The organism is Mesorhizobium sp. RCAM 05104, from assembly GCF_059683645.1.
Genome location: NZ_CM185033.1, coordinates 1344194 through 1361456, shown reverse-complemented (window position 1 = coordinate 1361456; position 17263 = coordinate 1344194). Strand labels below are relative to the sequence as shown.

Sequence of the window (17263 nt, the reverse complement as noted above, 5' to 3'; positions counted from 1 at the left end):
ACCGAGGTTTTGGAAATCGAACCGGGTTGGCGGCTCAGCCGCCAACCGAGACCTGTCTCTCGCCAGCATCCTGGCGCGAAACATAGTCGCGAAAGCTTATGCACTCGACGTCTGCCCTGACGCAGACCTCACCGGCAAAACGCTCCAGCGCATTCCAATAGGCACCGTCATTCATCAGCGTGAAGTGGAAGCCGAGTTCCAGCGGAATACGCTTGCCCGCATATTCCTTGTCGAAAGCGGCGCGAAAGGCGTCATAGGTCCGGTTCGCGAACGCGCCCGCCTTGCTTGGCCGCTCGAAGCCGCCGGAATGGCGCACATAAAGATTGTAATCCATGGCGATCACCGGCCTTGATTTCGGACCTTCCGGGATCTGCGGCAGGGAAAAGCGGGTGATGCCGCCGACGGTCGCCGGCCGGGCAGGGCCCTGCGAGACGCCACTGGCGTCGAACTGATACCCGGCAGCCGGCAGCGCCTCGTAGAGCGCCTTGTTTGCCGACAGGTATGGCGCGCGAAAGCCGGCCACCGCATGCCGCGCGAAATCACGCCAGCCCTTGGGTTCGGGCGCGATGCCGTTGATCGCGTAGGCGTTCTCGAGAATGTGTTCGAACGAGGCGAACTCGCTCAGCCAGTCGGCCTTGCTCCAGTCCTTGCCGTCGAAATGGCCGCAGCCATGGCTTGCGATGTCGTGACCTTCCGAGGCGGCAAGCCCGATCTGCTCGAGCCGCTCGGCGACTTCCTGCCTGGACGCGGCAACGCCGATGTTGGATTTGCCTGATGTCTTGCCCGGCGCAGTGTACTGGTTGCGGGTTTCCGGCGACAGCAGGAACACGCAGGACAGGAAATAGGTGAAATGCGCGCCGGTACGCTGCGCCAGCGCCCGGCTGCGTTTCCACTGCGAAATATCGCGGGCGCTGTCGAACGAGATGATGACAACCTGCTTAGGCTTCGCTGGCGTTGGGGGCGCTGGGGGATCGGCCAAGGCCGTGCCGACGCTGGCGAGCGAAGCCAGGGAGAACGCAACAACGCGGAACGGACGAAGCATGGGCAATCTGATCTGGGCTCGGGGAAATGTCTGGCAGCCGGCTATCGGGCAAATGTGGCGTGGGTACGGTCGTTCTTTTGTGGCCACTTGTCTTGCGATAAGCCGATTTTCCTGCCGAACCCCTTCCATGCCGACAAAATTTCGCTAAAACGCGGGCTCATGAACCGCCCCGGCCCGGGGCAGGAATGGTTTTGATTGATGTCCGACGACAGTTTTATCCGTGAAGTCAACGACGAGATGCGTCGCGACCAGGCGCAGGCCCTGTGGGACCGTTTTGGTCCGGCCTTGCTTGGCCTTGCGATCCTCGTGGTGCTCGGCACCGCCGCCTTCGTCGGCTATCGCTATTGGGACGAGACGCGCGCCAACCGCTCGGGGGATGCGTTCTCGCAGGCGCTGAAGCTTGCCAATGACGGCAAGAACGACGAAGCGCTGACCGCCCTTGATCAACTGGAGAAGGATGGCTACGGCGCCTATCCGCTGCTCGCCCGCATGCGCGCCGCGACCGTCAAGGCGGACAAGGGCGATGTCGCCGCCGCCGTCAAGGATTTCGACGATGTCGCCGCCGACACCGCCATTCCCCAGGGTATCCGCGACATGGCACGGCTGCGGGCAGCACTCCTGCTCGTCGACCATGGCTCCTTCGCCGACGTCTCCAGCCGCGTCGAGGCGCTCACATCGGATACCAACACGCTGCGCCACACGGCGCGCGAGGCGCTCGGCCTTGCCGCCTGGAAGGAAGGCAAGACCCAGGACGCGCTGAAGCTGTTCGACCAGATCGCCGCCGATGATGGCGCCCCGCGCAACACCCGCGAGCGGGCAACGCTGATGTCTGAGCTGATCCGCGGCTCGGGCAATGCGTCGTAAGTGCATGTCGCCCAAAAGTGTGCGGCGGTTTTGGGACAACGACATGCATGATTGTAGGACCGTATGACCTTCAAAGTCGCCATCATAGGCAGACCTAACGTCGGCAAATCGACTCTTTTCAATCGTCTGGTGGGAAGGAAGCTGGCGCTTGTCGACGACACGCCGGGTGTGACCCGCGATCGCCGTGTCCATGCCGCCAAGCTCTACGACCTGCATTTCGACGTCATCGACACCGCGGGCTTCGAGGACGCCGGCGCCTCGACCTTGCCCGGTCGGATGCGCGCGCAGACCGAGATCGCCATCCGCGAGGCCGACCTGATCTTCTTCACGGTCGATGCCAAATCCGGCCTGATGCCCGATGACAAGACCTTCGCCGAGATCGTGCGCAAGTCCGGCAAGCCGGTCGTGCTGGTCGCCAACAAGGCCGAGGCGAAGGGCGCCCAGGGCGGCATGCTCGAGGCCTGGGAGCTTGGCCTTGGCGAGCCGATCCCGGTCTCGGCCGAGCATGGCCAGGGCATGCCCGATTTGCGCGATGCGGTGATCGGCGCGCTCGGCGAGGCGCGTGCCTTCGGCGAAGACGAGGCTGGCGAGGACGAGGAGATCGCCACCGGTGAGGTGCTGATCGGCGAGGACATCGCCGATCCGGATGCGGAGGATGTGCACACCTACGACGACACCAAGCCGATGCGCATCGCGGTCGTCGGCCGCCCGAACGCCGGCAAGTCGACGCTCATCAATGCGCTGATCGGCGAGGAGCGGTTGCTGACCGGACCGGAAGCCGGCATCACCCGGGATTCGATCTCGGTCGATTGGGACTGGCACGGCCGCCGCCTGAAACTGTTCGACACCGCCGGCATGCGCCGCAAGGCCCGGATTCACGAAAAGCTGGAAGTGATGTCGGTGCAGGACGGCTTGCGCGCCATCCGCTTTGCCGAGATCGTCATCATCGTGCTCGACGCCACCATTCCCTTCGAGAAGCAGGACCTGCAGATCGCCGACCTGATCATCCGCGAGGGCCGGGCGCCGGTGATCGCCTTCAACAAATGGGACCTGATCGACAACCCGCAGGAGTTGCTGGCGGAACTGCGCGAGAAGACCGAGCGGCTGCTGCCGCAGGTGCGCGGCCTCCAGGCCGTGCCCGTCTCGGCCGAGACCGGGCGTGGCCTCGACAAGCTGATGGATACCGTGCTGAGGACCCACAAGGTGTGGAACAGCCGCGTCTCGACCGGCAAGCTCAACCGCTGGCTGGAAGGCATCCTGGCGCATCATCCGCCGCCCGCCGTCGCCGGCCGCCGGCTGAAGGTCAAGTACGTCACCCAGGCCAAGACGCGGCCGCCGGGTTTCGTTGTCCAGTGCTCGCGGCCCGACGCGATGCCGCAATCCTATGTCCGCTATCTCTCCAACAGCTTGCGCGAGGCCTTCGACATGCCCGGCGTGCCGATCCGTATCGCGCTGCGCACCTCCGACAATCCGTTCGCCGGCAGGGCCAAGAAACGCGGCTGAGGCTTCACGCTCGTCCGATCAGGCCACGGCACGCAAGCCCGCATTGGCCCGCGCATTGTCCGGCAATGCCTGCCGCGCCGCCTCCAGCAATATGTCGGCGAGACGGGCAGCCACCGGCTCGGGTTCGGCATCCCGGCGATGCAGGTACAGCGCCATCTTGGGCAGGGCCGGCAGCCCGGCGATCTCAGGCGTCATTGCGCTGACACTGGCCGGCAGGCCGATGTCAGTGCGGATAGTCAGCCCCAGTCCCGCGGCGACAGCCGCCCAGATGCCGCCAAGGCTCGGGCTGGAGAAGGCCATGCGCCAGGGCAGCCCGGCGCGGTCGAGCGTTTCCGTCGCTACCGTGCGCAACAGGCACGGCGCTTCGAACGCCACCAGCGGCAGTGGGTCGCCGTCGCGCAGGCTGGTCTCGATGCGCTTGGCCGGGCCGATCCAGCGCATTGGAACATCGGCGATGTGCTCGCTGTAGGGCAGCGTCTGGCCGCTGTGCCAGGCAAGTGCGATGTCCAGGCTGCCTGACATCACCCTTTCGGCGAGGTCGTGGCTGCGCCCGATCCTGGCCTCGATCTTGACCTTGGGGTGGGCCCGGGCAAAGCGGCCGAGCACGTCAGGCAGCACCGCCTCGCCCAAATCCTCCTGCATGCCGAGCCGCACCCAGCCTTCCATCTCGACATCATGGATCGCCGCCGCTGCTTCGTCATTCAATTCGAGCAGCCGTCGCGCATAGCCGAGCATGGTTTCGCCGGCCTCCGTCAAGGCCAGGCCGCGCCCCGATTTGCGGAAGATCGGCGTCGCTGCCTGCTCTTCCAGCTTCTTCAATTGCGCGCTGACCGCCGAGGTCGAGCGGCCAAGCCGGTCGGCGGCCTTGGCAAAGCTGCCCAGCTCCATGCCGGTGACGAAACTGCGGAGAACGTCGAGGTCGAAGGTCACGCGTTGCATAGAAATGTCCCGTTTTTCAGGATCTATAATCAAAAACTTCCTGATTTTAAGGATGAAATTATGACGCTAGAGAGATGCCGTCAAGGTCCAGGGGACTGGACCGTCACGGGAATGAAATCATGTCCGCCATTGTCGACTGCACCGACCAACAGCCAAGACAAATCCTGCAAGACAGGGCTGCCGACCCCGCCGGAAGGGTGTTCAGCCCCGGCCATCGCTGGAAGGTCCTGGGCATGGGCGTCGCCGCGAACGCCAGTTTCTCGGCCACGTTCGCCGGCATACCGGCAACGGCGGTCGTGCTTCGCCAGGGCTATCACCTGGGCAATGCCGAGCTCGGCATTGCGCTCGGCGTCCTCGGCTTGGGCGTTGCACTCAGCGAACTGCCCTGGGGCCTGCTCACCGACCGCTGGGGCGATCGCCGTGTGCTTCTGATCGGACTCGGCGCGACGGCGGCCTGGCTCTTCGTCATGGCGATGCTCGTCGTCCCGACGAGGACCAGTATTCCCAACGTCACGCTCCTGTCGGCCAGCCTGCTCCTCACGGGATTGCTGGGGGGCAGCGTCAACGGTTCAAGCGGCCGCGCCATCATGGCCTGGTTTCGAGAAAGCGAACGCGGCTTCGCCATGAGCATCCGGCAAACAGCCGTGCCACTTGGCGGCGGCCTCGGCGCGCTTGTTCTGCCATCGCTTGCCCTGGCTTTCGGCTTTTCCGCGGTGTTCGGGCTCCTGGCGGCAGCATCCGCTCTGTCCGCCCTGTTCGCCTGGCGCTGGCTGCATGAGCCGCCGATGCAGGGCGAGGGCCAGTTCGGCTCGGCGGCTGTGGCCGGACCGGCGCCGCTCCGCAACATCGAGGTCTGGCGCATCGCCACCGCCATCGGCCTGCTCTGCTTCCCGCAAGTGGCGGTGCTCACCTTCGCGTCGGTATTCCTGCACGACTTCGCCGAACTGGGAACGGCGGCGACCAGTGCCAGCCTCGCCGCCGTGCAGATCGGCGCGATGGTCATGCGCGTCTGGAGCGGCCGCTTCACCGACCGCCATGGCAACCGCCGCCAGTTTCTTCGGTCTTGCAGTGCGATCAGCGCGCTTGCCTTCGTGGTGCTTTGGCTGCTGCTTCTGGCCGCTCCCGCCATGTCAGGCAGCGCGTTCTTCCTGGTGGCGATCCTACCTGTGCTCCTGGTTGTCGCAGGCATCTCGGTCTCTTCCTGGCACGGCGTGGCCTACACCGAGCTTGCCACGCTGGCCGGCACCGGCCATGTCGGAACCGCGCTCAGCCTTGCCAACAGCTTCGTTTTCGTCGGGTTCTTCCTCGTGCCGGTGGCCATTCCGGGGCTTCTGCACTTCTGCTCATGGCCCGGCGTCTGGCTGTCGGCAGCCATCTGCGCGCTGATCGCCTGGCCGATCTTCCTGCGGCCGGCCTGAGGGACGTGCCAGCCGCAAAACCGCCCGACTTCGAAATCACCACCTACAGTCGACTAAGAAAACCCGATCGATTCCGTTAACGTCCCATCAAGGTTAATGCATCATTTTGCTCTCCAGTGGGGTCAGTAGCGTTCCTGGAGAGTGTTCCGTGCATCGACGTGTGTTGAAGCGGCTGGTCGCCGCCGCCGGTGAGAGAAAACGCGGCTTTCTGCCTCAGCTCGTCATCGGTCTCGGCATCTGGATCGGCTTTCCGACCGTCGCCGCCTACCAGGACATGACCAGCCTTGTTTCCGGCCTTGAAGCGTCGAGCACGCGCTGGAATTCCTATGTCGAGAAATCCGTTGCCGGCTCGACCCATTCCGCTGAAATGCCCTTTGTCGATTCCGATGTCACCGGCTCCATCTCCGGATCGGGTATCCATCTGGCCGGCGTCGGCAATGTGTCGTTTCGGGGCAAGGGCGGCAAGGTCAGTGGGACTCCCGACGAGGACCGCGTCGTGCGCGCCGACAAGAAGGGCCGCATCGTCCAGATGTCTCCCGTCGCACCGCCCAAGAACTTCAACGCCGGGTCGATCTTCGAGCGCACCTCCTCCTTGCTGCGCCCCAGCATGGACAGCGGCCTCAAGATGGCCTTCGCCAAACCGCAGATCAAAGGCAAGGAAATCCAGATCGCCGCGGCGTTCCATGCGCGTGAGGACAAGAAGTCGGATCCCGGCGTGCCGGCCATGCTTGCAGCCCTGGTCAACAACGACCATCCGGATGTGCTGGCGACCGCCTATGCGCAGGCCGAGCCGGACTATGCCAAGGCGTCGCCCTTCGAGGCCCTGCTGCAGGACGACAAGCCGAATGACGGCCGCTTCATTCCGCCGATGGCCAAAGGCGACCATTCGTGGATACAGAACCCGCTTCCGGCAAGCGTCTTCTCCAAGCCGGAACAGGCATGTCTTGCCAACGGCATCTATTTCGAGGCGAGGAGCAGATCTGTGCGCGGCCAGGCCGCCGTTGCCCAGGTCATTCTCAATCGCGTCCGCAACCCGGCCTATCCGAATTCGATCTGCGGCGTCGTCTACCAGAACGACAGCTGGTTCAACCGTTGCCAGTTCTCCTTCGCTTGCGACGGCAGGAGGAAGCGCATCGACAGCCCGGCCGCCTACAAGACCGCCCAGGATATCGCCATGGCCGTCACCGCCGGCAAGATCTTCATCCCCGAGGTCGGCTCGTCGACCCACTACTACGCCCAATATGTCCATCCCGGCTGGGCACGCACGATGCAGAAGATGACAAAGATCGGCCTGCATATCTTCTACCGGACCTATGGCGGCGGCTGGAGCTGAGCACCGAACAGTCGCTGATCTTTTCGCGCGGTGCGCGGTCGATCAAGGAGCCATTGCCTGGGGGATTCGTGCCATGCATCCCCGTCATCGCGGCGGGCACGATGTCGCACCTTTCTAAATATCTGATTTTATTGCCTAAAATACATGGCGATGAACTTCTGCCCGTGGCTTGACGGGCGCAAACCCTCTAACTATGTTGCCGGCGACTTTAGAAGCGGACGGACGGTGACGGTCTGACCGGGCAGGGGGGTTGCGATGGCCGATAAAAGCAGGCCAGACGGAACCGGAGAAACCGGCCGCGGCAAGCAGCATGAACCCGACATCCGCGACGACGATCTTGAGCGCCGCCGGCGTGAACTTGAAGCATCGCTTGCGACAAGGCTGCCGAACCGGCTCGAGGGGAAAGACGACGCGAAAGCGGGCAGTGCGGCCGGTTATGGCCAGGCGGTCAAACTCTCCAGCGAATTTATCGCCGGGGTGGTGGTGGGCGCCGGCATCGGCTGGATGATCGACCGTCTGGCGGGGACCTCGCCATGGGGGCTGATCGTGTTCCTGCTGCTTGGCTTTGGCGCCGGCGTGCTCAATGTCATGCGTTCCGCGGGCGTTGTGGCCGAATTCGGACAGGGCGATAAGTCGCGTTCTGACCGGGACGATGGAAAATGACCGCCCTTCAGGCGTCATTTGGAAATAGCCGCCCTTTGTGTGGCAATGGTAATTTGGCCGTACGCGGCATTGACGGGGTTTGAACGTGGCAGCTGACAAGGTCGATCCGATCCACCAGTTCCATATCAACAAGCTGATACCGATCGAGATCGGCGGCTATGACCTGTCGTTCACCAATTCGGCGCTGTTCATGGTCGCCACCGTGGTTGTCGCGGCGGCGTTTCTGTTTCTGACGACGTCGAGCCGCAGCCTTGTTCCCGGCCGGCTTCAGTCGATCTCCGAAATGGCCTATGAGTTCGTCGGCAACATGTTGCGCGATGCCGCCGGCACGCAAGGCATGAAGTTCTTCCCGTTCGTGTTCTCGCTGTTCATGTTCGTGCTGGTCGCCAACCTGCTTGGCCTGTTCCCGTATTTCTTCACCGTCACCAGCCATATCATCGTCACCTTCGGCCTCGCCGCCCTGGTGATCGGAACCGTGGTCGTCTACGGCTTCATGAAGCATGGTCTCGGTTTCCTGAAACTGTTCGTGCCGCATGGCGTGCCGGTGTTCCTGCTGCCGCTGGTGGTGCTGATCGAGGTGATCTCCTTCGTGTCGCGCCCGGTCAGCCTCTCGGTTCGTTTGTTCGCCAACATGCTCGCCGGCCACATCACGCTGAAGGTGTTCTCGGGGTTCGTCGTCAGCCTGAGCGCGCTGGGCGCGGTCGGCGTGGCGGGCTCGGTCTTGCCGCTGGCAATGGCGGTGGCGCTGACCGCTCTGGAATTGCTGGTCGCCTTCTTGCAGGCCTACGTCTTTGCCGTCTTGACCTGCATGTATCTCAACGACGCCCTGCATCCCGGGCATTAATCCAAGAGTTTCCGGCATTGGCGCCGGATGGAATCGCAACGGAATTTTAGATCCAAAGGAGTTGAACAAATGGACGCAGAAGCAGCAAAGTACATCGGCGCCGGCATCGCTTGCCTGGGCATGGGTGGCGCGGGCATTGGCCTCGGCAACATCTTCGGCAGCTACCTCGCGGGCGCTCTGCGCAACCCGTCGGCTGCTGATGGCCAGTTCGGCCGTCTGATCTTCGGCTTCGCCGTGACCGAAGCTCTGGGCATCTTCTCGCTTCTCATCGCGCTTCTGGCCCTGTTCGGCTGAGCCCCTCTTTGGCTAAGCCATGAGAAGATTGGACAGGCCAGCCGCGAAAGCGGCGGGCCTGAATTTCGGGGATAGTCCATGTTCGTGACGTCTGCCTTCGCGCAAGAGTCCGCGCCTGCCGCCGATACCAGCCACGCTGCTACGGAAGGCGACACGCATTCCGGCACCAGCGTGCCTGCTGAAGCGCACGGCACGTTTCCGCCATTCGATCCTGCGACGTTTCCGTCGCAGCTTCTGTGGTTGGCGATCACTTTCGGGCTGTTCTATCTCTTCCTGAAGCGGGTGGTGATGCCGCGTGTTGGGGGCATCATCGATGTCCGCAACGATCGCATCACACAGGATCTCGACCAAGCAGCCAGGTTGAAGGGCGAGGCCGACGCCGCTGTTGCTGCCTACGAGCAGGAACTGGCGGAAGCCAAGACCAATGCCAACGCGATCGGCCAGCAGGCCAACGATGCGGCCAAGGCCGAAGCCGAGACCGCACGCAAGAAGGTCGAGGCCGCGCTTGACCAGAAGCTTGGCGAGGCCGAGGCGCGCATCGCTTCCATCAAGGCCAATGCCATGAAGGAAGTCGGCACCATCGCCGAGGACACCGCTTCGGCGATCGTCGAGGCACTGGTCGGCGGCAAGGCCAGCAAGGCCGAGATCGCGGCCGCGGTCAAATCCGTGGCCGGGTGAGGAGCGCATCATGGACGCCACATCTCTCGCAACGCTTTGGGCAACGGTAGCCCTCGTCATCTTCCTGGGCGTTGCCGTCTACATCAAGGTGCCAGGCCTGATCGCCAAGGCGCTCGACGCCCGCGCCGCCAGGATCAGCAATGAGCTTGATGAAGCGCGCCGGCTGCGCGAGGAGGCCCAGCAACTGCTTGGCCAGTATCAGCGCAAGCGCAAGGAAGCCGAGCAGGAAGCCGCCGACATCGTCGCGGCTGCCAAGCGCGAAGCCGACATGCTTGCCGCGGATGCGCACAAGAAGACCGAGGATTATGTTGCCCGGCGTACAGCCCTTGCCGAGCAGAAGATCGGTCAGGCGGAGCGTGACGCGATCGCTGAGGTCCGCGCCAGCGCCGTCGACATCGCTGTCGAGGCTGCGCGCACCCTGCTGGCCGGCAAGATCGACGCCAAGGCCGGTGCCGACCTCTTCAAGGCATCGCTTGCGGATGTGAAGTCGAAGCTGAACTGAGCCTCTTGTTCAAGCAAGGATCGAAGCCGCCCGGGAAACCTGGCGGCTTTTTTGTTGTTGCGGAAATGATCTCCCCGTCGAGGAAGGAGATTACCCGCTCAGCCGTTTCGCCAATCCCTTAATTCAATCAAGTCCGGCCAGGCTCTCTTCTTCCGCCACCTCGACGCCGCCCAGCCTGAAGGGCGCGAAGGACACGCGGTGCAGCCGTGCGACAGGCCCATGCGCCTCGATCGCCGTGCGGTGGCGGACCGTGGCGTAGCCCATGTGGACCTCGAACCCGTAGCGATCGTGATGGTTGCCGCAACCGCACATCATTCTGTCCCGCATCACCTTGGCGACGATCGAGGCGGCGGCGATCGATTGCGACCGCTGGTCGCCCTTGATCAGCGCCCGCCCCGCGCAAGGCAGGCCTGGCGGCACGTCGCGCCCGTCGGCGAGCGCGAGCTTCGGCTGAACAGGCAGGCCGACCAGCGCACGGCGCATGGCCTCCAGGCTGGCCTTGAGGATGTTGCTGCCGTCGATGCCCTCGGCGCTGATGGACGCCATCGAAACGCCCAGCGCGGAACCAAGAATTCGCAGGAACAGCGCCTCGCGCTGCAAGTGGCTGAGGCGCTTGGAATCGTCGAGCCCGTCTGGAATGTTGGCGGGGTCGAGCACCACCGCCGCGGCGACCACTGGCCCAGCTAGGGGGCCGCGACCGGCCTCATCCATCCCGGCCACCGGCCACAGACCGTCGGCCATCGCCTTCGTCTCGAAGGAGAAATCGGGCTTCTCGACGATTTCGAAGAGAAGCGGAGAATCGGAACGCGCGCGAGCCATGTTGCGGCGAGGTTCGCATCGGCTCCGATTCTCCGCAAGTCCCTCCGGGTCGGGTGGGGCGCCGGACCGGGAGGGCACCGTCTGCAGGCCGGGGCAGGCCGGACGGGATTCTTGTGCTGCGACAGATCAAACCACCGCAGTGAATTGACCTCTCAAAGCAGCGTCAGCTGCAGCTGGTCCTTTCCGGCGGAAACGAACTGGTCGGTCCGAAGCGCACGCCGTTCGACATTGAGGCCGAGCCGCTTGGCGGTGATCTCGAAACGCCGGCCTATCTGCCAGGCGTAGGGACCGGCACCCTTCATGCGCTTGCCCCATTCCGAATCGTAATCCTTGCCATCACGCATCGAACGGATCAGCGACATCACGTGGCGGTAGCGGTCGGGATAGTGGCGCAGCAGCCAGTCCTTGAAGATCGGACTCACCTCCAGCGGCAGGCGCAGGATGACATAACCCGCCTCGCGCGCGCCGGCCGCGCGTGCCGAATCGAGGATGCGTTCCATCTCGGGGTCGGTCAGGCCGGGGATGATCGGCGCCACCATCACCGAAGCCGGAATGCCGGCATCCGAAAGCTGCCGGATAGCCTCCAGCCGCTTGGTCGGCGTCGATGCGCGTGGCTCCATCGTTCTGGCCAGCATGCGGTCGAGCGTCGTCACCGACAGCGCCACCTTGGCCAGCCCGCGCTCGGCCATGCGCGAAAGAATATCGATGTCGCGCGTCACCAAGGCGGACTTGGTGACGATGCCGACCGGATGGCCGCGTGCTTCCAGCACCTCGAGGATCTCGCGCATGATCCGGTATTGCTTCTCGATCGGCTGGTAGGGGTCGGTGTTGGTGCCGATGGCGATGGTGCGTGGCTGATAGCCGTCCTTCGACAGCTCCTTGTCGAGCAAGCGCGCCGCATCCGGCTTGGCGAACAACTTGGATTCGAAATCGAGACCCGGCGACAGGCCCATGAAACTGTGTGTCGGCCGGGCAAAGCAATAGACGCAGCCGTGCTCGCAGCCGCGATAGGGGTTGATGGAACGGTCGAAGGAAATGTCGGGCGATTCGTTGCGGGTGATGATGGTGCGAGGCTTCTCGACCTGCACTTCGGTCTTGAAGGGCGGCAGTTCCTCCAGCGAATTCCAGCCGTCATCGAAGACATGCCGGCTGACCGGCTCGAATCGCCCGGAAGGATTGATGCCCGCCGACCTGCCGCGATTGCGGTCCGGACGGACACGCACGCCGCTCTGCTCGATCATTGCATTGGCCATCTCGGCTCTTCCTGCCCCGAAAGCTGCAATGTCGGCGCGCACGATCTGTTCCATTTTCGCCCGCTCCCAGGGACTGTCCATGTTGTGTCGAATCGCTCGGTTCATGAAATTATTCCTATTTTGCCGATGAGAACAAAGCAAGAACTTTTTATGGTGCAGCGCAAGAACTGGCGCTCTGCGCCGCTTTCCGCTATTCGGCTAATGATGCTCAGCGTTCTCATAGAAACCCGAAATGACGAGGAGGCTCTCGCCCGCACGCTCGCCTCGCTGATTGGCGGCGCGGTCGAGGGCGTGGTGCGCGAAGTCATCGTCTGCGACACGGGTTCGACCGACCAGACGCATCGTGTCGCCGAGCATGCCGGCTGCCACTATGTCGCGAGCGGCGGTGTTGTTGCGGGCATCCGGCAAGCCAAGGGTGAATGGCTGTTGCTGCTGGAGCCCGGTGCGCGGCTGGTGGAGGGCTGGATCGACGAGGTCGTTGCCCACACGGCCAGGCAAACCATGGCGGCGCGGTTCTCGCGGGTGCGGGCCAGCCGCATGCCGTTCCTGGCGAGGGTCTTTTCGGGAAATCGCGCTTTGGCCGAGGGACTGGTGATCAGCAAACAGCAGGCCGCCGCCGCGGCGAAGAATGCCGGCAGCGCCGAGGCCATCGCGCGTGGCCGCGCGACAAAGCGGCTCGACGCCGAGATCTGGGTGGCGTCGCCGAAGCAAGAGCACCGCTCCCCGATCTGATTTTTGCAGTTGCTCTCTCCATTGTGCATTGCACAAAATCTGACGCGGGATTAGCTTCCTGTAGAGGCGGGTGAATTTGGTTTGGGTCATGCCGAGGGCCGAGCGCCGATGCGTATCAGTGCCGCTCTCATAGCCGAGGATCCGATGAACCTTTCGACATCAGACAAATCTGGTGCTGCCAGTCTCGAGGCAATCGCGCGCAATGGCAGCCTGCTGCGCCGCATCGCCGTGCGCATTCCGACCTATTTGACGGATCTGCGCGAAAACCCCGCCTGGTTGCCGATGTTCGTTTTGGCCCGCACCATGCCTGGGCGCCGGATGCACTGGCTGGGCGCAAGGCGCGCCCATCCGGCCGAAAATGCCGGGGATACAATGTTCGCCGGCATCGAGCGCGCCGCGGTGGTCGAAGCGCTGCGCTCCGACGGGCTGTTTTCAGGCCTGGTCCTGCCGCCGGCGATTCACGAGGAGATCGCGGATTTCGCCCAGCGCACGCCTTGTTTCGGTAATTTCGATCGCCGTCTCGAATTCATGCCGGGTGAACATGCCGAGGCCGAGAAGCGCTTTGGCCGCTCGCTGCTCAGCGGCCATTATTTCGAACGCACACTCGACTGCGGTGCAGCGCTCGCCATCCAGCGCGATCCGCTGCTTCTCGATATCGCCGCGCATTATCTCGGCGGCCAGGCAAAACTGATCACGACGCGCGTCTGGTGGAGCTTTCCGACCGGCGAGGCCTCGGACGCCGACAAGAACCTTGCCTCGCTGGGCAAGTACCATTTCGACCTCGACGATTGGCGCATGCTGAAATTCTTCTTCTATCTCAAGCCCGTCGACGCCGACACCGGTCCGCATGTCTATGTCAGGGGCAGCCACAACCGCCGCGCCCTCAAGCATCAGCTCACCTTGCTGGTGGGGCATCCCGCGCAGGAGGTTCTGGATGTCTATGGCGAGCAGAGCCCGGTGACGCTGACCGGCGAAGCGGGCCTCGGCTTCGTCGAGGATCCGTTCGGTTTCCACATGGGCACAGTGCCGGCGCGCACGCCGCGGCTGATGATGGAAGTCGGCTTCGGCGTATCGCCGCCGTCACGCCGGCGGTTTCATGGGGAACCTGTCATCCGCTGAACGAGAACTATTCGAAGCTCATCTCGACAGGCATCCAGCGCGAGCGGCGCCTGGCTTGTCGCTGCGCTTTGCTTTCCGTGTCGAAATCCACCGGGATCGGCTGCTGGCTGAACCGTTCTTGGTCGTCCAGCGCGTTGATGATGACAATCGCTCTGGCGTCGGCGTCTGCGGTGATCGCGGCGACATAGACGCCGCACTCCCGGCAGATCAAATAGTCGGCCGTCCTCAGCCCAAACCGGTATCGGTGCAATCGCATTTCGTCCTTGACCGAGATGATCAGCCTGCCGTCCGGGTCGGCAACGGCGCGCGAACCATGTTTGACGCAGAACGAGCATTGGCAGGCGCGAACTTCGATCTGTGATGGGTCGAGCCCGGTTGAAAATCCAAGGCGTATGTTGCCGCAGTGGCATCCGCCAGTATGCATGGTCATCGTATCTGCCTTGTCGTGAACGGCGATGATCGCCTTCAGGCAAGATACTTTTCCAGGGTCCGGTGCGGAATGGCGTTTCGAAGGCGCCGGTAGCGTTCTGCCTGGCAAACGCGACGCGAAACCGGTGCTTTGCCTCGGCTTTTACGGAGCCGATTTTCCGCGCCGCAGATGCTCGTCGAGGCGCGGCATGATCTCGACGAAGTTGCACGGCATGTGCCGGTAATCGAGTTGCGCTTTCAGGATGCCGTCCCAGGCGTCCTTGCAGGCGCCGGGCGAGCCCGGCAGCACAAAGACGAAGGTGGCGTTGACGACGCCGCCGGTGGCCCGGCTCTGGATCGTCGAGGTGCCGATCTTGTCGTAGGAGATGCGGTGGAACACTTCCGAAAAGCCATCCATGCGCTTTTCGAAGATCGGCTCCAGCGCTTCCGGCGTCACGTCGCGCCCGGTGAACCCGGTGCCGCCGGTGGTGATCACGACATCGATGGTCTCGTCTTTCGACCAGCCCAGCACCTTGTCGCGGATTTTTTCGCGGTCATCGGTGACGATATCGCGGGCGGCAAGCCTATGGCCGGCTTCAGTGATGCGATCGACCAGCACCTGGCCGGATTTATCGTCGGCAAGGCCGCGTGTGTCCGAAACGGTCAGCACCGCGATGCGCACGGGAATGAAGGAACGGCTCTCGTCAATTCTGGCCATCAGCTCCCTCCGATGCAATGCTGCGCGTCGCCGCGACGAACCAGTCGGGCTGGCGGGTGCGGATCTCGGCGGCCGCGCGCTTGGCGACATTGCCGGTCTCGAACAGGCCGAAGCATGTCGCGCCCGATCCGGACATGCGCGAAAAACCCGATCCAGCCTTGTTCAGCCAGGAAAGTGCCCTGCCTATGGCGGGCTGTATGGCAAGGGCTGCCGGCTCGAGATCGTTGCGGGTGACCTCCAGCCAGTTGCGCAGGCTGTGAAAATCGATGATGCGCGGCAGCGGCGGCAGGCCTTCATTGTCGCGCCGAGACAGCGCGTTGAATATTTCGGCCGTCGAGACCGGCGTGCCTGGATTGACCAGCACCAGCCCCAGTGTCGAAAAATCCGGCACCATCGACAGCTCGTCGCCAATGCCGCGCGCGACCAGCGGCTTTGCCGCCAGGCACATCGGCACGTCGGCGCCAAGCGAGAGGCCGATCCGCGCCAGTTCGGCGCCTTCTATGTCGAGGGCCCAGGTCTCCGCCAGCCCGCGCAGCACCGCCGCCGCGTCGCTCGAGCCGCCGCCGACGCCGGAGGCGACCGGCAGGTTCTTTTCGAGCCTGATGGCGACCGGTGGGGTTCCCTGCGGCCCGGCCGCCCTGCGCAGGGCATCACGCGCCTTGAGCACCAGATTGCTGGCGTCGAGAGGAACCGTCGGCGCGTAGCGGCCGGACACGGTGAAATCATCTCTGTCGGCGAGCGCGATCTCCACCCGGTCGCCAAAACGCGTGAACACCGCCAGGCTCTCGATCAGATGATAACCGTCCGGGCGCCTGCCTGTGACATGCAGGGCAAGATTGATCTTGGCATGCGCAGGCCAGGCGCGTGCACCGATGACGGTGTCCGCAGCGTCTGATGTATGCGGGATGATGCTCAGTCCTTGGCCAGCCGGTATTCGCCGGTCTTCGGATCCTTCACCAGCGTTCCCATCGTGCCGTTCGCCGCCTGCTTTTCGGTTCGTCGCACCTTGGCCGTCACGCGTTCGGCTTCCCGCACGAAGGTGCGGTAGCCGAAATAGGCGGCGACGCCAACGACGGTGAAGAAAATGATCTGCGGCATGTCAAAACTCCTCCCACGCTGGGCCGGCAAAGGCGGCCGGTCGGGTCGGTTGATGCATGTCGCCCAAAAGTGGATCCGATTTTGGGAAAACGACATGCATAAGACTTCGAGCACTCATGCTAGACGGTTTTATCCGGTTTTCAAAGCCCGAAGCGAGCCCACAGCGCGCGCTCTTCCGCCGCATCGATGACGCCGCTGGCGGCAGCCGCGGCAATATCGGGCGCCGAAAAGCCTTTGCTCGAGCCAAACAGACCGAAGCGGCTGAGGAAACCGCGCGGCGCTGTGATCAGCCTGAGCTGGGTTTTCGATCCGAAACGGGTTTTCAGCACCGTGCGCATGTCGCCGAGCGCATCGACCAGGCCGAGTTCGAGCCCCTTCTTGCCGGTCCAGAACAGGCCGGTGAACAGGTCCGGATCGTCTTTCAGCTTCGAGCCGCGCCGCTCCTTGACGAGATCGATGAACGTGTCGTGCACCTCGAGCTGCAGCGCCTTCAGGCGCTCGACGTCTTCCTTCTTCTCAGGCTTGAATGGATCGAGCACGGCCTTGTTCTGGCCGGCGGTGTGGACACGGCGCTCGACACCGATCTTCTTCATCAGTTCCGGGAAACCGAACGAGGCCGAGACCACGCCGATCGATCCGACGATCGACGATGGATCGGCGAAAATCTCGTCGCCGGCGGCCGCGATCATGTAACCGCCCGATGCCGCGACGTCCTCGACGAAGACCAGTACCTTTTTGTTCTTTTCCGTCGCCAGGTCGCGGATACGCTTGAAGATCAGCCGCGACTGCACCGGCGAACCTCCCGGCGAGTTGATCGAGACGGCAACCGCCGGCGCGTCGAAGGAAAATGCCTTCTCGATGAGGCCGGCGGTGGAGGCCAGCGACAGGTTCTGCCGGAACTGGCCGCCCGACATGATCGTGCCGTGCAGCCGGATGACCGGAATGGTGACGACGGTGGAGCGCCAGGATTTCGGCAGCAGGCGGTTGAAAAGACGTTTCACGATGGCGCGGTCTCCGGTCGATGGGTTGCAGGCAT

The 17263-nt window shown here is 63.7% G+C and carries 20 protein-coding genes; 11 read left to right on the top strand and 9 right to left on the bottom strand.

Going from position 1 to position 17263, the window contains the following annotated elements; genetic code table 11:
- Positions 1-34: 34 nt before the first annotated feature.
- Positions 35-1042 (bottom strand): polysaccharide deacetylase family protein, encoded by a 1008-nt coding sequence (locus AC56QP_RS07075; protein WP_489860359.1) that lies wholly within the window; start codon positions 1040-1042, stop codon positions 35-37.
- Between the two features lie 198 nt (positions 1043-1240).
- Between AC56QP_RS07075 and AC56QP_RS07070 the strand changes: the two genes are divergently transcribed.
- Together AC56QP_RS07070 and der are read left to right on the top strand one after the other, a co-directional pair.
- The gene (locus AC56QP_RS07070; protein ID WP_489860360.1) at positions 1241-1906 is read left to right on the top strand and encodes a tetratricopeptide repeat protein; all 666 of its coding nucleotides are present in this window, start codon (positions 1241-1243) and stop codon (positions 1904-1906) included.
- A 63-nt stretch (positions 1907-1969) separates the two neighbouring features.
- Positions 1970-3409: a ribosome biogenesis GTPase Der gene (der, locus tag AC56QP_RS07065; RefSeq protein WP_489860361.1), complete on the top strand. Its 1440-nt coding sequence runs from the start codon at positions 1970-1972 to the stop codon at positions 3407-3409.
- Between the two features lie 18 nt (positions 3410-3427).
- Here the strand turns inward: der and AC56QP_RS07060 are convergent, their stop codons facing one another.
- Positions 3428-4348 (bottom strand): LysR substrate-binding domain-containing protein, encoded by a 921-nt coding sequence (locus AC56QP_RS07060; RefSeq protein WP_489860362.1) that lies wholly within the window; start codon positions 4346-4348, stop codon positions 3428-3430.
- A gap of 119 nt (positions 4349-4467) precedes the next feature.
- On the opposite strand from AC56QP_RS07060, the gene AC56QP_RS07055 reads away from it, so the two are divergent.
- From AC56QP_RS07055 to AC56QP_RS07025, 7 genes are all read left to right on the top strand, one after another.
- Positions 4468-5766 carry an MFS transporter gene (locus AC56QP_RS07055; protein WP_489860363.1) on the top strand — a complete coding sequence of 433 codons (1299 nt, stop codon included), beginning with the start codon at positions 4468-4470 and terminating at the stop codon, positions 5764-5766.
- Positions 5767-5914: 148 nt separating this feature from the next.
- Positions 5915-7099: a cell wall hydrolase gene (locus AC56QP_RS07050; RefSeq protein WP_497109032.1), complete on the top strand. Its 1185-nt coding sequence runs from the start codon at positions 5915-5917 to the stop codon at positions 7097-7099.
- A gap of 255 nt (positions 7100-7354) precedes the next feature.
- Positions 7355-7762: an AtpZ/AtpI family protein gene (locus AC56QP_RS07045; RefSeq protein WP_256749357.1), complete on the top strand. Its 408-nt coding sequence runs from the start codon at positions 7355-7357 to the stop codon at positions 7760-7762.
- An 85-nt stretch (positions 7763-7847) separates the two neighbouring features.
- A complete protein-coding gene (locus AC56QP_RS07040) occupies positions 7848-8606 on the top strand; it encodes a F0F1 ATP synthase subunit A (protein ID WP_091576882.1) in 759 nt (252 codons plus the stop codon).
- Between the two features lie 69 nt (positions 8607-8675).
- Positions 8676-8900, top strand: a complete 225-nt coding sequence (locus tag AC56QP_RS07035; protein ID WP_006206606.1) for a F0F1 ATP synthase subunit C — start codon at positions 8676-8678, stop codon at positions 8898-8900.
- A gap of 78 nt (positions 8901-8978) precedes the next feature.
- The gene (locus AC56QP_RS07030) at positions 8979-9578 is read left to right on the top strand and encodes a F0F1 ATP synthase subunit B (RefSeq protein WP_489860364.1); all 600 of its coding nucleotides are present in this window, start codon (positions 8979-8981) and stop codon (positions 9576-9578) included.
- Between the two features lie 10 nt (positions 9579-9588).
- Positions 9589-10080: a F0F1 ATP synthase subunit B gene (locus tag AC56QP_RS07025; RefSeq protein WP_091576452.1), complete on the top strand. Its 492-nt coding sequence runs from the start codon at positions 9589-9591 to the stop codon at positions 10078-10080.
- A 123-nt stretch (positions 10081-10203) separates the two neighbouring features.
- On the opposite strand, the gene rnhB is transcribed toward AC56QP_RS07025, so the two are convergent.
- The gene (gene rnhB, locus AC56QP_RS07020) at positions 10204-10899 is read right to left on the bottom strand and encodes a ribonuclease HII (protein WP_091576450.1); all 696 of its coding nucleotides are present in this window, start codon (positions 10897-10899) and stop codon (positions 10204-10206) included.
- A gap of 152 nt (positions 10900-11051) precedes the next feature.
- The gene (locus AC56QP_RS07015; RefSeq protein WP_489863660.1) at positions 11052-12206 is read right to left on the bottom strand and encodes a PA0069 family radical SAM protein; all 1155 of its coding nucleotides are present in this window, start codon (positions 12204-12206) and stop codon (positions 11052-11054) included.
- A 150-nt stretch (positions 12207-12356) separates the two neighbouring features.
- Here AC56QP_RS07015 and AC56QP_RS07010 point away from each other — a divergent pair, with 150 nt between their 5' ends.
- Positions 12357-12884, top strand: a complete 528-nt coding sequence (locus AC56QP_RS07010) for a glycosyltransferase (RefSeq protein WP_489863661.1) — start codon at positions 12357-12359, stop codon at positions 12882-12884.
- Between the two features lie 144 nt (positions 12885-13028).
- Positions 13029-14003 (top strand): hypothetical protein, encoded by a 975-nt coding sequence (locus tag AC56QP_RS07005; RefSeq protein ID WP_489863662.1) that lies wholly within the window; start codon positions 13029-13031, stop codon positions 14001-14003.
- A 7-nt stretch (positions 14004-14010) separates the two neighbouring features.
- On the opposite strand, the gene AC56QP_RS07000 is transcribed toward AC56QP_RS07005, so the two are convergent.
- The 5 genes from AC56QP_RS07000 to AC56QP_RS06980 all read right to left on the bottom strand — a co-directional run bounded on the left by AC56QP_RS07000 (position 14011) and on the right by AC56QP_RS06980 (position 17228).
- Positions 14011-14433 (bottom strand): GFA family protein, encoded by a 423-nt coding sequence (locus AC56QP_RS07000; RefSeq protein ID WP_489860365.1) that lies wholly within the window; start codon positions 14431-14433, stop codon positions 14011-14013.
- A gap of 141 nt (positions 14434-14574) precedes the next feature.
- Positions 14575-15129 carry a molybdenum cofactor biosynthesis protein B gene (gene moaB / locus AC56QP_RS06995; protein ID WP_489860366.1) on the bottom strand — a complete coding sequence of 185 codons (555 nt, stop codon included), beginning with the start codon at positions 15127-15129 and terminating at the stop codon, positions 14575-14577.
- The gene (locus AC56QP_RS06990; RefSeq protein WP_489863663.1) at positions 15116-16036 is read right to left on the bottom strand and encodes a 4-(cytidine 5'-diphospho)-2-C-methyl-D-erythritol kinase; all 921 of its coding nucleotides are present in this window, start codon (positions 16034-16036) and stop codon (positions 15116-15118) included. Before AC56QP_RS06990 ends, moaB begins: the two co-directional genes overlap by 14 nt.
- A gap of 5 nt (positions 16037-16041) precedes the next feature.
- Positions 16042-16227 (bottom strand): hypothetical protein, encoded by a 186-nt coding sequence (locus tag AC56QP_RS06985; protein WP_489860367.1) that lies wholly within the window; start codon positions 16225-16227, stop codon positions 16042-16044.
- A 140-nt stretch (positions 16228-16367) separates the two neighbouring features.
- Complete coding sequence (locus AC56QP_RS06980; RefSeq protein WP_489860368.1) at positions 16368-17228, bottom strand: S49 family peptidase; 861 nt, start codon at positions 17226-17228, stop codon at positions 16368-16370.
- Positions 17229-17263: the final 35 nt, after the last annotated feature.